Consider the following 13,742-nt stretch of genomic DNA (forward strand, 5'->3'; position numbering starts at 1 on the left):
AAACCATGTTTGAATTTTGCAAGGTTTTTCGGCGGCCCGGGTGCCGGATGCGGGAAGACGCTTGATAAGGCGGGTGAGAAGAGATGGCGTTTTTGAAGGTTGAAGGGCTGGCGAAGGCCTACGGGGAAGCGGCCGTGTTGGGCGGGGTCGATTTTTCCGTCGAAGAAGGAGAATTCGTCTCGATCGTCGGTCCGTCCGGCTGCGGGAAAAGCACCCTGTTTTCCATCATCGGCGGAATCGTCCGGCCCGATGCGGGATCCGTGATCCTGGAGGGGAAGGAGATCACCGGGATGCGGGGACACGTCAGCTATATGCCCCAATCCCCTTCTTTGTTTCCCTGGCGGACCGTCCTTGCGAATGCGTTCCTCGGCGGGGAGATCGCAGGAGACAGAAATGAAGGGGAGGCCCTGCGCATGCTCGAAAAAGCGGGCCTTTCCGGGTATGAAAATAAATATCCCCATGAATTGTCCGGGGGGATGAAGCAGCGGGTTTCCTTCGTCCGGAGCCTGTTGACCCCCAAACCGCTCATTTTGATGGATGAACCCTTTTCCGCTTTGGACGACTTCACCCGCCGGGACATGCAGAAATGGCTGTTGTCCGTTTGGAGCGGAAACAGGCGCACGATCCTTTTCATCACCCATAATTTGGACGAGGCGGCACTTTTGTCCGACAAAATCATCGTCCTAAGCCGCAAGCCGGCCAAGGTAAAGCATGTGTTCACCGTTCCGCGGGAAAGGGAGAAAAGGGAAGAATGGCTCCTGTCGGACGATTATTTGCCCTTCAAGCGGAGCCTTTTGCGGGAATTAAACGGCAAATAGGATAGGGACGGGCCGGTTTGGCGAAGAAGCCGATGTGGCCGCTGAATGAATTGAAGGCCGAAAAAAGCGGATGTGTAAACGAAGCGGCCGCGGGAGAAGCCGGCATGCTGAATGTTTGGTAGGCGTTGCAAGCGGGTATGAATCCGAAATCGTTCTGGAATTATGAAAATGCCGATAAACAAATACCCTAGTCAAAAGCGTATGCAACCGAAAAGGGTGCGGAAGGGGGATGCGGCCCCTGCGGCGAAAGGGAATTGCCGCGGGGTTTTTCGTTCTGCAGCTGTGCGGATGGTTCTTCTTACGGAGACCCGCGTCCGCGGAGCAGGAAGAATCGGTGTATTAACTGGTTTGCCGCCAAAAGCTTCCCGTTTACGTGATGGACGGGATGGCACTTCGGCGGCAGAACCATTTTTGAATGTTGCCAAGTTGGCATAATCGGCTGCAGCCGGTACGGCGGGATTTTTCCCGCCTTTTTTTGATCTTTCTGGTATTCGGGTACGACAGATTCTCTTGATACCAATCAACCGGAACGTCGTTCTTCCGGTGGCCGGGGCGTAGACGTCGGTGACGTAGTTTTGACCGGGATACAGGCCGTTGTTGTAGACCGTTTTCGGATAAACCGCTTCAATGGTGTAATTCTTGCTTATCGGGTCGGGGATGTAGAAATCGTTGATGGCCCTCGGTTTATGCCGTTCGCCTTTGGTATCGACATACCCGTTTTCCCACGATTCGCCGATGTAGTTGACGGTCTCGCCCGTATTGGTTACATAGGAACGCCACATGTTGCGTTTCTTCGAAACGTCTTTCGTCGTGCCGTCCTGCCAGGTCAAGGTGGCGTAGAAATACCCTCTGAACCCGGATTTTCCGCTTTTTGCCGGCGCCTGAATCGTCAATTTGTTGGCATACACCCGTGTCAGGGTCGCTTGGTCCGAGTAATTGTTGTTGACATATTTGAACGTGATTTTTCTCGGTTTCCCCATTTTGTTATTTTGACCGGTGTCTTTGGTGATGTACATCGTATCCAAGCAAGAACGGGTAAAGGCGTTGACGCCGTATTTGGGAGCGCCGGGATAATATTTCGTACAGGTCGTCGTGGGATAGGGTTCATCCTGATACGTGTAATCATCCGAGAATTTGATATCGATTTTGGTCGGGTATAAGAACAAAATGGTTTGATAAGCCATGGCGCCGTTGTCGAGATAAATGTATCTTGCTTCCCTTACCGGCTGCCCATAGCTGTAGGTGAATTCGGCGCCGACCATATTATCGTCGCTTCCGGGGTTCGTCCCCTTGTTTGCATCATCGCAAGGGGCAACGGTCATATCTTCCCAGTCGATGATACACAAGTCATTATTCGTCACCGAAGAAAACTCGTAAAACATCATATTCGAGCAATTCCTTTTGTAGATGTATGACGGATTGACTTTGCTGGGGGCATAGGTGACTTCGCAACTGGGCTTCACGAAATTTTCGTAGGTTTCCGCATAGGCGTGCCAATAAAAGGGTTCGGGCGTGCCGGTGGAATAGGTCTTCGGTGTCGCTTTTCCGTTTTTGTGGGTTTCTTTTACGATGACGGTCTGCACGGGGTTTGTGGATTTGACCTCTGCTTTATCTTTCTTTTCATTGATTTCGACGACCATATTGTTGACTTTTGTCTTTTGGGCGTAGATGATGAGGCGGTAATCATCGTCTTTTGATTCATATTGGCCGTCAGTATAAGAAAAGGAATATTTGATGTATTCATAATAGTTTCCGACAGCATGGTATCCGCTATAAATGTTTGCCATTCGGTAAGTGCCATCTTCATGGAGATAATCTTTTCCATTGATTTTGACAACAGTGTTTACTTCAACTGTGGGTCCACAATCCCAAGCATCGACCGGGCCGAAGTAATAGATTTTACAAGTGACGTTTCCGGTTACGAGTTTTGTCCGGTCGTAACTTTTCGACCAGACATGATGTTGGTCGTAGATTTCTTTTTTGTTGGGACTCCGCGTTTCATCTTCCACGTCCACAAAGGCGAGGTGCCAGGCCCTGACATAATCGTAATCGCTTTTTCCGGTGTTTTTGTCCTTGTAGGCGACCACGTACAAGTCGCCGAAGGGGTATCGGTAAACCACGCCGGTTCCGCCTCTCACATCGGTTGGTGTTGAAGATTCCAAACCTCCTTTTAACCGATTGTTGTATGCAAGTACAAAAGAATCGTAAATACGCTGGTTTTTTCCATAAGGACCCGGTTTGCTTTTTTCATTTTGATTTTTTAAAAGCACTTGGCTTTTGTCGACGGTCTGGCTGGCCACGGACCTCATGTTTTTTTCCAGCGAAGAGGTTCTTTTATTTTCAATCAACGCTTTTGCCCCGCTTGCATCGTTGTTATCTTCATCGCAAGGGAATTTCTTCCCGTTGCCATAGGTGACGGTGCAATTGAAAAGGCCGAAGTAGCTGCCGGGCTCCATATGCCAATCCCGAAGACTGGTATTTAATTTGACGTCCACGCTTTTTACCCAATAGGTATCCACTTCCTTCCGCGCCACTTCATTGCCGTTCACGGAATAAGCGGCCACATAGGTCAGGGTGCCGCTTCCTTTGCTTCCCCGGGTGGTGAGCGAAAGATTGGAACTGGAGAGCCGTTCTTTTTTCGTTTCCGTATTTTTGGTGACGGTTTTAATGTAGATGCCGTCGCTTACTTCGTCGCAGGTGCCGCCGTTAATCGACTCATAATAATATTTTTGGTAAACACGGACTTTTTCGGCCACTTCGATATGCTTGTACAGCCGGAAATCGGATTTGGACAGGGTTTCTTGATACACCGGCTGGCTTCCGGTGAATGTGATGCTGTATCCGGTCGTGGTTTCTTCCTGGAACGGCGAACCTTCATACGGGTTCCCGTAGGGCCGGGACGGGTCGATTTCCGTTCCGCAGTAATCGGTCTCACCGCCGCCGCTTCCGCCTCCCCCTCCCCAGCCGGGGTCAATGGGTTCCGGTATGTAAAACGCGGCCGCGCGGTCCCCTTGGAAGCCAAAATATAGGAAAACCGATAGGAAAAGGGCGGCCACCCCCATCTTTCCTTTCATCGGGCAAACACTCCTTTCTTTATGGAAACAGTGCCGATTTGCCCGATAATACCAGAGATTCGGAAGAAATCAAGAAAAAAATCCCCGCGGTTTCGCTCCGCAGGGATTCCGATTACCTGACCGATTACTAAGTTCCCCATTTTTTGATTTGCAAGGTTTTGGCGATTTCGTAAATCAGCGCTTCCTTTTCTTTTGTGAAATCCTCTTCCGGAATGGAAAAATGGAGTATCAGATGCATTTCTCTCGGTTCCATGGTCATCGCATGAAATAAATAGTGTCTCGCAACGATGGATTGTTTCGAAGTTCTATCCCGTTCCTCGAAATATAAGAGAGAAGTGTACTTATCGTTTAGACCTGAAATTTGAGCAACATCTATCATTTTAAAATTTGGATTTAACACATCAATACCTGTTATATTGCCCTCGGCATATGAATGAACAGCCATTTCGCCTAATGTAATACCTGTTTCTTCGATAGTCAACGAAAAATCGCCGAGGCCGCTTCCGAAGTGTTTATCAATATCTGCATTGGGGTTTTCTGCATATCTGGTCTTCTCCACTATATCATAGGGCCCCTTAAAAACGATTTCCGTCCCTCTCTTGAACTCTCTGGCAATATCCATCGTTTTGATTTCTTTTTTAACGCCATCCACATTCAAGACAAATACGTCTTTCTCTTCGGATGCAGGAGTTTGGTTCTTATTGTTCGAATTTTCTGTTGTTCCTTTATTCTCGCCGGATTGGTTTCCTTTGTTTTCTTCATTTTGGGACACCTGTTTCGGTTGCGAATCCGACGGTTTTTCGGCTTCGTTGGTGCAACCTGCAAGCATTATGAAAAAAGCCAGTATCGGCGTTATCATGATTAACGGAATCGAAAACAAATCTCTTCTCATCAATGACCCCCTATCTAGCAAATAACCAACACGTGAAGAAACATAATAAGATGAAGCAAAACCTAACATGAAGGTCAAAACAAAGGTAAACAATGAAATGAAAATTACGTTTTCCATAAAAAAACACCTGCCTAATTGGAGATAGCTATTCTCTCGTCTATTTCTTTGGATAATAGCACTAAATCAAAAATTTGCCTAAATTTTGAGTGTAAAAAATGAAATCGGCCTATAAACCAAAAAGTTTTGGATAACACGCCGTTTTTATGGAAAAATTCCGATAAAACATGGAATCGTCGGGCGCAATTGAAAAATGTTTTGACATCCGCATCCAAACCGTCGGCCGGCGCCTTGGGGCTGTTATTTTTTGCCGGGAAAGGAGACTGCGAAGAATGGAACGGTCCGCAAAAAAGGAATCGCCGCTTTTTCGTTGGTGTTTTTCAGCTTCAACACCGGCGTCCAAGAAACGGTGGTTTTGGGTTCGCTTCCCGTTTTCGCCTCCGTTTTTCCGACCACGGCCATATCGGCCGGTTTTCCGTTGTCTTTATGACGGCAACGCTCGCCTTGGCCGGCCGCGGGATATTTCGCAAACAACGGTTCTTTGAAGAAGCGGTTCCGTTTCGCCATGTTTTTATCGATGCTCGGATTCATCCGATGCGTGTTCGCGAACAGTTTTGCGATGCCATTGTTCGGGAGGGTTAATCCGGCATCGGCGGCGGATTCGTGTCGGTTTCAGTCCCCGCCTTCCTCGGAAAGAATTTTGAATGAAAGGACCGAACGGTCTTCGATTTTTTCGGCCAACACCGCAAGGGTACTCGCCGGACCGCTTATTGGAAACCTCTTCGTCTATTTATTCGGCTGGAAGGGCAATTTTGTTATTCCGCTTTTGATGTTTTCCGTTTTTTCTTCCTATCGAACCGGTTTGGATGATGAAAAAGTCGTTGAAAGATACGGTCCGCGGATTTCCGGTTCCTTCTCCAAAACCTGTTTTTGTGTCTTTCTCGCTATCGTTTTCCCCCGTCGTTGAATATTTCGGGACGTGGCTGCGTTTTGCGTTTTTTCGTTTGGCGAGTTCTTCCCTTGTTCGCGTTTTAGATGACGTTACGCCAAATCGGAACAGAAACTTTTCCATCCCGATTTGTTACATAAGGGCTGTTTTTGAATTTGGTATTCCTTTCGTTTTTGTTCGGTGCCGCCAAATGCGGCTACGCCAACGACATCGCCGCTTTCGCCGCCGGCGTGTTCCGTTTTCCGGAATCTGTCGTTCATTCCGTCCCGGTGCTGTTTTGATAGGAAGTTCCGTCGGGAACATGCTCGCGGCGAATTATTCATCAGCGTCCGATACAAAACACTCTTCGCTGTCCGTATGCTCTCCAGCACTTTTGTTTCTTTTTTCTTATTGCGACATCCTGCCTACACGGGCTTGCTATTGTTGGCTTCAAGTTTTTCTACGGATTCGCGAACGGAATCGTTGCATATCCGCTTCTTCTCGTCACGCAATCCGAATATGATATGGGTTCGGCGCTTTCATCCATATGCTTCGACACTTCGGCGGGATTTTTGGCGCCATTTTATTCCAACAAATCATCATCAAATCCCAGGGATTCACCATCGAAGGTTTCAAAATCGGGTTTCAAGGGATTTGGATTTTGTTCGATGTGTTTGGTCTTTTGATTTTTCTTTTGCCAACGGAAAGGTTGCTGAAGCAAAAAATAAACAAAAGGAACACGATTAGCCAAACGGAGTAAAAACAAATGGCCGGCTTTCGGTGAAATTTGTTCCAAGTTGTTTGTTTTTTCGAAATTGTTTAGCCCTCACTGCAATAATAGGACATCGACCAAATGACTGTCAAATAATTACTTTAATACTTTTCTAATAATTTTTTAAAAACATGTTTTGATTTTAAATGTTCGGATTTAAACCGAAAGACTCGATATTTTTGCGGGATAATGGTGATTCCCTGGAAAGGGATTGATGAAAAGAGCATCGCGAATCTTCCAAACCGTCGCCGGTTTGTCATTTCTTCAACAAAGGAGGCCGGCAGGAGGGGGCCATTCAGCGGAACATGCGTACCTTTTCGGAGGAAATAAATCCTTTAAGCAACCGGATGAAAAGCAAAGAAGCCTTTCGCACGGCCGGAAAGTCCCGGCCCGAAAGGCTTCCCATGGTTAATTGGCTTTTTTCAATTGTTTGCTCCGCAGCTGTCCGCAGGCCGCGTCGATGTCCGTCCCGTGTTCCTTGCGGATGACGCAGTTGATCCCGTTTTTCTTCAACGTATCGTAGAAGGCCAGCATGGCTTCCTTCGTGCTCCGTTGATAGGGGGTCTCGAAAACCGGGTTGTAGGGGATGAGGTTGACATACACCAGTTTCCGCTTATCTTTGAGAAGTTCCGCCAGCTGCCGGGCTTCTTCCACATGGTCGTTGACATCCTTCAGCAAAATGTACTCGATCGTCACCCGGCGGTTCGTCTTTTTCAAATAGTAATCCATCGCTTCCATGATCTTTTTGATCGGATAGGCCCGGTTGATTTTCATGATCGAACTGCGGAGCTCGTTGTTCGGCGCGTGCAGGGAAATGGCCAGATTCACCTGCAGATCCAGATCGGCGAATTCGTAAATTTTCGGGACGATGCCGCTTGTGGAGACGGTGATATGCCGCGCCCCGATGGCCAGCCCTTTCGGGTGGTTGATGACTTTGACAAACCGGATCATGTTGTCAAAATTGTCGAAGGGTTCGCCGATCCCCATGACGACCACGTGGCTGACCCGTTCGCCCTTTCCCGCCTCATCCAGGAAAAATTGGACTTGCATCAGCTGTTCCACGATTTCCGCGGCCTCCAAATTGCGGACCTTCCTCAACAGGCCGCTGGCGCAAAAGGAACAGCCGATGTTGCAGCCGACCTGGGTCGTGACGCAGACGGAAAGGCCGTAAGCCTGGCGCATCAGCACCGTTTCGATCAAATTCCCGTCCCGCAGCCGGAAGAGAAATTTCACCGTGCCGTCTTTGGCCACCTGCTTCAATTGCAAATCGATGGTTCCGAGCGCAAAATTTTCTTCGAGGAGGGCGAGGCACTCCTTGTTCACATTGCTCATTTCCGAAAAACTTCTGGCCCGTTTCCGGTACAGCCAGTCCCAAATCTGTTCGGCGCGGAATTTTTTCTGGCCCCTTTCCGTCAACCATCCGGCCAATTCATCTATCGTCAATCCGTAGATGGACGGTTTCTCTCCAAACGTTCCCATCGGTAAACCTCATTTCTAATCGGAATTCGATTTTTGCCGTCAATATATTTTACCCAATGGGCAGGGAGTTTTTCAACGGTTTTGTCCGTTCACGGGACATGGCAAGGATCAAAGGGGATGGCCGGAAAGGCATGCGGCGAAAACGACAAGATGGCCTGTTTCCGGTTGGTTTTTTGATCCGGCAATAAACAGTTTGAACGGATTCTTTCTTAATGAAGCCCATCTCAAGACGCTTTTTGCGATTCGGAGGCAATCGGAAGAGGCGCATGCTTTTTGATGCCGGCCCTGTGAGCTTTTCGCGATCCGGAAGTAGACAGATGCAAAGTTCGCATTTGTGAAGACGGCTCTACGGCGCTTTCTTATCCGGAGTTTTTTCTGAATTTTCCGGAACGGACCCATCCGCGAAGCGGCATGCCGCCTCTTTTGAAATGGATGGGGCGCGGCACAGGAATAGGGATATTCACAGAGATTCCCGCGAAAAGTCAAATACGGAAGGATCGCGCAAAGTTTAGACCGAGCTGCTGGGAAATATTCAGATCCATCCGGGATTTCTGCTCATCAAAAAATTCCAGTTATTATCTAAAAATTCCGTTGATTAAAAACAATCCGTTTATTATAATGGAATTAAATTCCTTATATTGCCATAAATGTGAAAGAGAGGGATTATAGTGATGATCTGTAAAAAAATGAAATCATTCATCATCGTACTTGCCCTTCTATTCCTGCCTTTTTCCGCATTCCCGGCCAAGGCGGAAAGCGAACAGGGGATCAGATTTGAAGATCCCGATCTGGAAAAAGCCGTGCGGAAAAATCTTGGCAACAAGGAAGGGCCCATTACACCTGCCGACGCGGAGAAAGTGGAATACTTGTACGTGGATGGCGATGTGCATATTTCGAGTTTAAAAGGGTTGGAATATTTCGTCAACTTGCGCACCTTGGACATCATGAATTCGGATATCGATGATCTTTCCCCGCTCGAAAAAATCTCAAATTTGTATGATGTGTCCATTCCCGATTCGAAAATCGCCGATATCCGACCGTTGGCAAATCATAAAGGTTTAGCCATTTTAGGTTTGTCAAATAATCAAATTACCGATATCTCCGCTTTGAAGGGTCTGCAGGATCTGAGGACCTTGGTTCTGCAATATAACAAAATCACGGATGTAAGCGCATTATTGGATATGCCGAGTCTAAGATACGCCGATTTGATAGGAAATCCCCTGGATTTGCGGGACGGTTCGGCAAACTGGAACGTCATCCGGACCTTGCAGGATCAAGGCGTCATTATCCTTCATGACCGGCTGCTTGAAGCCGATGTGGAGGTCGGCGAAGATACGATCAAATTGACGTGGAAATGGAATTTGCCGAAAAATTATCAGATCCTCGGCCAAGGCATCGAATACGGAAAAGATTTTTATGATATCGATATCGTGAAAACAAACACCGCAACATTAAAAAGGATCCCCGGCGTCAATACCATCCTGTTCAACTTTGTCATTAATACACAAATCTATGGGACGGGAACCAATTTTCCCATTCTCATTCCTGCGACGGCGGGAGAACCGAATGTAACGGCAGAGCCGGTCGTTAAGGACGGGGTCGCCGCCGTCAAGGACGAAGATGTCCAACGGGTCGCACGTAACGGCAAGATTACCGTAGATATCGGGGGCGCGGCTCTCTTGAAATTCAGCCGGGAGCAAGTCCGATCGTTAAAAGAAAAGAACGTTGCCGTCCATGTCAAGAGCGGCGCGGCGGCCATTGAATTGCCCGCGGCTTATTTCGAAGACGGCGGCGATGCGACCGTGGCGATCAAAAAAAGGAAGGATCTGGATGGGAAAGCCCAAGCGCTGAGCGGCATCTATTCCTTTGAAATCAAGCAGGGCGGAAAAGAAGTGGCGAAATTCGACAAAAACCGTCCGGCCAAACTGTATTTTACCGTGGATCAATCGAGGGTAAAAAATCCGAAGAATGTAAAAGTCCTTTATTATGACGAAGAAAAGAAAAAATGGACGGAAAGGGAAGACTTGAAGACCGTCTATGATCTGAAAACGGGCGTCGCCGTGGCAGAAACGCTCCGTTTAAGCACTTACGCGGTTTTCGACGGAACCGGAGAAACGGACAAAAACGCCCCGGCGGTTCCGGGAGGCCAGGAAGGCGGAGACAAGAACGGAGACCGGCAAGGGGAGCCGGCCGATAAAGGAGGAAAACGCCTGCCCGATACGGCCGCCGGCGATTCCACCTGGCTCTTTGCCGGAATCTTGTTGACGCTCTCGGGCATAAGCGTGTACCGCATCCAGAAAAGGCGGATCCATCAACAGTAAAAACCGCGGACGGTTGAACATCCGGAATATTGAAACCGACGATGCGAATGAAAGAGTTTGAACCATACAAAATAATACCGCCCGGGATGTTTAAACCGAAGCCGGGCAGCCGCCGATCGGCACATGCGAAAATCGGCTTGGGTCCTGATAATCAGGACTCAAGCTTTTTCTTTTCCGCCTCCGCCTTCCGGTTTTCTCGACGAAAATTGTCTTTCGGTTGATCTGAAATAAATGGAATGCACATAGATGTAATGGGGCGTGCCTTGTCCCCGCTTACTTTAAACCGGTTGTCCATAATCCGGCCCACATCGCTTTTAGCGGGTATTCCTGCAGGATAGAGGGGGAGAACGCTTGGAACATGCCCAACCGGCCACGATGGAAGAAATATCCTTGACACGGCAGACAGCAGATCATTTCAGGAGGGCCGGGGAAACCGGCACCACAGTCCCATATATTTCTGTTCAACATATTTGAATGAAACGTTCTGAAGCCGGCGGCGGAAACGGTCGTTTCAGACGGCAGGGGGGAGGCAAGACCGGCAAATTCCGCATCCGGAGGGACTCCCATTCGGTAAGGGAACGGTTTTTCGTATGGCAGATGTAAAAATTCCAACGCATCGATATAATTGTAAATGTGGAACGATTTCTGGAAATTTTTGTACCGGAAGGGTTTAACGGTCATACGCATCATTAAGGCGATGCTTTACCCTTTAGGAATCTTTTTTTCTTCTTTTTGATCCGCACAGCTGGCCAAACCGTGAAAGCGGCAAGAAAGGCGACAATGATCGGGAAAAAAAGTATTGTTCATAAGAAAACCTCCTTAAAGCCTGAAAGAAGTCTAAGAAAAAAAGTGAAAAAGAATTACAAAGTTTTAACAAATCGTTTATAGTCCGATACTTCCATCGCACCACCGTATTCCCGAAAATTTTTAAGAAAGTTGGGATGAAATTGCTGCTCATTTTCTTTCTTCTTTCCGGCTGTGCGGCGGGATTGATGCTTTTCCGAAAAAATTCTTTGCCGATCGCCGAAGGCAAACCGGAAAAGCAACCGCTTGTATCCGTCATCATCCCGGCGAGAAACGAGGAGAAAAACCTTCCGCACCTGCTCGCGTCCTTGCAAAAGCAAACTTACAAATCGATGGAAATCATCGTCGCCGACGACGGCTCCGCCGACCGGACGGCGGAAATCGCCGAAAACTTCGGAGCCCGCGTCGTCTGTGTGACGGAGCCGCCGGAAAACTGGACGGGAAAGACGTGGGCCGTCTGGAACGGCTACCTGCAATCCCGCGGCGAGCTGCTGGCCTTTCTGGACGCCGATATCCGCCTGGCTCCCGAGGCGCTGGAGCTCCTTGTTAGATGCAGGGAAAAAGAGGGCGGGGCCTTGTCCGTCGTTCCCTTTCACCGGACGGAAAAATGGTACGAACGGCTCGCTCTCATCATCAATCTCCTATCCATCTTCGTTTTTACGTCGCCTTTCGAAAGAAACAATCCGAAAAAAGGGCTCTACGGATCCTGTATCCTCGTCTCCCGGTCGGATTATGAGAAAATCGGCGGACACGCCAGCATCCGATCGGAAGTCGTCGAAGATTTGAATTTGGGGAGAAAATTTATGGAGGCGGGGATCCCGGTCCGCAATTACATCGGGGAAGATACGGTCCGATTCCGCATGTATCCCGGGGGATTGAAGAGCGAGCTGGAGGGGTTCGCCAAGTCCGCCGCGCCCGGCGTCCCGAACTTCCGCCCGGCGACGCTGGCATTCATCATTTGGTGGTTGGCGGGACTCGTTCTTTCCGCCGCTTTTCCGTTTTTTATCCAAACGAAATGGTTTGTCCCGCTGCTGGCAGGCTATTTTCTTTATATGCTGGAAATCATGTATCTGGCCAGGCATGCGGGAAATTACGGATTTTGGATGCCGGTTTTTTATCTCGCCCCGCTTTTGTTTTTCCTGACGGTCATGCTTTATTCGACTTACCAGACCCATATCCGGAAAAAAGTCCTTTGGAAGGGAAGATACGTGGAAGTGGGGAAGAAAAAGGTTTAAAAGGTAACCGGACGTTTGTTGCGCTTCATCCCGCCGGTTTTTCCGGCCGAGCATCGGGGCGCGCGAAGACGGGAGGATTCCTTTCCGGCTGATGCCTGAAAACCGTGAAGCGGCGGGTGATTCAAATGAAATTGGAATCGCCGGAGGATTCTTTACCGGCTTCCGTTGATGGGGGAGGGTTATGGGAATCCATTTGCGCATTCAGTTTCCGCATGAAATGGATGGAGAGGGCATTCACCCTTATTTGGAAAATTACGGCGCTTTGTGAAAAATCATGGAACGTTTTATGGAAAACTGCGAATCTTTGGAAGTCCATTGTTGGGAAGACGAGACGGACGCCATCCGGGAACTGATCGCCGTTTCGGATCAGGCAGATGTCGATGGGGGAAACCCGACGATCATCCGCACGAAGTGCACGCCGGAAGTGAAAGATTTATTATTGAACCGGGGTTTAAATGAAAAGAATCAATACAAGTGGTTCACCGTCTTTTTTAAAAGGGGAGGGGAAATCTATTTTTCTGCGGAACATTGGGGTTCGTCCTCCTTCATCCCGAATGTCGGCGAAGAAGATTTGAAATTTATTCGCGCTGCGGCGGGCAAGGATGCGGATATTTTTCAGTACCGTGATGAAGATGTGGATCGGGCCGGGGAAGTTTTGGATTGACCGTCCGGGGAAAACCGTGTGGGGGATCCGGCATCATTGATGACCGGAAAGCAATTTAAACGCTTCCATAAATGAACGTGAAATCAGGGATCCGGCATCATTTTATGACCGGAGAGTGTTGGATTGACGGTCAAGCCGGCGGGAAAGTGATGCCGATTATTGGTGTAAGGACTCGGGTCGGATTTGGCGGTGGATCTTTTGCCGGATTGCCGATGCGCTGCCGTCGGTGTAAAGTTGATAATGGAAGAGCCCCCGTTTCCTCTTGTCGTCGACCCCCAATAGCGCACAAAACCCGGGGGATCGACGACAATCGGTTTTCCTGCGGAAAATCCCCCGAAATGCAGTTGCAACAACGTTTCCCCCGCTATGTCAAGCGTCAGTGAAAATGTCATATTAACGCATCAGTGAATATGTCACTGTTTACTTTGACCTCAGTTCATTCAAGCCGGTTTCAGTTCCTTTGAATTCGTGGGCCTATATTTGCGCCAAGGATGATCAGGTCCTGGCTTGTACGATTTCTTTTCTGAGCTCTCCTTTTTCTTTTCAGGAGTTTTTGCCGCTTTGTTCCGGGTTGCTTCCATCAAGGGGTAGGGCTTACCTTTGTACCAGACAAACAGTCTGCCATCCAGCGTTTTTCGGACTTCCACCGGCGTTTTGGCCGGAATGGTTGGACTGGAATTTGGGACGTCGAGGATGTA

Annotated in this window: 10 protein-coding genes and 1 pseudogene; 5 read left to right on the forward strand and 6 right to left on the reverse strand. The window is 48.7% G+C overall.

Annotated features, from left to right (window positions below):
* Positions 1-83 precede the first annotated feature (83 nt).
* The gene (locus A3EQ_RS0115785; protein ID WP_020156127.1) at positions 84-818 is read left to right on the forward strand and encodes an ABC transporter ATP-binding protein; all 735 of its coding nucleotides are present in this window, start codon (positions 84-86) and stop codon (positions 816-818) included.
* A gap of 191 nt (positions 819-1,009) precedes the next feature.
* Here the strand turns inward: A3EQ_RS0115785 and A3EQ_RS0115795 are convergent, their stop codons facing one another.
* The 3 genes from A3EQ_RS0115795 to A3EQ_RS0115810 all read right to left on the reverse strand — a co-directional run bounded on the left by A3EQ_RS0115795 (position 1,010) and on the right by A3EQ_RS0115810 (position 5,432).
* Positions 1,010-3,892, reverse strand: a complete 2,883-nt coding sequence (locus tag A3EQ_RS0115795; RefSeq protein WP_020156129.1) for a hypothetical protein — start codon at positions 3,890-3,892, stop codon at positions 1,010-1,012.
* 127 nt (positions 3,893-4,019) lie between these two features.
* Positions 4,020-4,901 carry a hypothetical protein gene (locus A3EQ_RS0115805; protein WP_154652897.1) on the reverse strand — a complete coding sequence of 294 codons (882 nt, stop codon included), beginning with the start codon at positions 4,899-4,901 and terminating at the stop codon, positions 4,020-4,022.
* Between the two features lie 240 nt (positions 4,902-5,141).
* A complete protein-coding gene (locus tag A3EQ_RS0115810) occupies positions 5,142-5,432 on the reverse strand; it encodes a hypothetical protein (protein WP_154652898.1) in 291 nt (96 codons plus the stop codon).
* Between the two features lie 507 nt (positions 5,433-5,939).
* Here A3EQ_RS0115810 and A3EQ_RS23145 point away from each other — a divergent pair.
* Positions 5,940-6,071, forward strand: coding sequence for a hypothetical protein (locus tag A3EQ_RS23145; RefSeq protein WP_020156134.1), 132 nt, complete (start codon positions 5,940-5,942; stop codon positions 6,069-6,071).
* A 281-nt stretch (positions 6,072-6,352) separates the two neighbouring features.
* On the opposite strand, the gene A3EQ_RS22585 is transcribed toward A3EQ_RS23145, so the two are convergent.
* Positions 6,353-6,565, reverse strand: coding sequence for a hypothetical protein (locus A3EQ_RS22585; protein ID WP_154652899.1), 213 nt, complete (start codon positions 6,563-6,565; stop codon positions 6,353-6,355).
* A gap of 384 nt (positions 6,566-6,949) precedes the next feature.
* On the reverse strand, positions 6,950-8,020 hold the full coding sequence (gene rlmN / locus A3EQ_RS0115840; RefSeq protein ID WP_020156137.1) for a 23S rRNA (adenine(2503)-C(2))-methyltransferase RlmN: 1,071 nt from the start codon (positions 8,018-8,020) through the stop codon (positions 6,950-6,952).
* 671 nt (positions 8,021-8,691) lie between these two features.
* Here rlmN and A3EQ_RS0115850 point away from each other — a divergent pair.
* The 3 genes from A3EQ_RS0115850 (at position 8,692) to A3EQ_RS0115880 (ending at position 13,044) form a co-directional block, all read left to right on the forward strand.
* Positions 8,692-10,341 carry a leucine-rich repeat domain-containing protein gene (locus A3EQ_RS0115850; RefSeq protein WP_020156139.1) on the forward strand — a complete coding sequence of 550 codons (1,650 nt, stop codon included), beginning with the start codon at positions 8,692-8,694 and terminating at the stop codon, positions 10,339-10,341.
* Between the two features lie 941 nt (positions 10,342-11,282).
* A complete protein-coding gene (locus A3EQ_RS0115865) occupies positions 11,283-12,380 on the forward strand; it encodes a glycosyltransferase (RefSeq protein WP_020156142.1) in 1,098 nt (365 codons plus the stop codon).
* Positions 12,381-12,654: 274 nt separating this feature from the next.
* Positions 12,655-13,044, forward strand: coding sequence for a hypothetical protein (locus A3EQ_RS0115880; RefSeq protein WP_154652900.1), 390 nt, complete (start codon positions 12,655-12,657; stop codon positions 13,042-13,044).
* Positions 13,045-13,484: 440 nt separating this feature from the next.
* On the opposite strand, the pseudogene A3EQ_RS22820 reads toward A3EQ_RS0115880, so the two are convergent.
* A pseudogene (locus tag A3EQ_RS22820) lies at positions 13,485-13,742 on the reverse strand (ISNCY family transposase); the annotation flags it as partial.

It is taken from the genome of Caldibacillus debilis DSM 16016 (assembly GCF_000383875.1).
In the GTDB taxonomy this organism is placed as follows: domain Bacteria; phylum Bacillota; class Bacilli; order Bacillales; family Caldibacillaceae; genus Caldibacillus; species Caldibacillus debilis.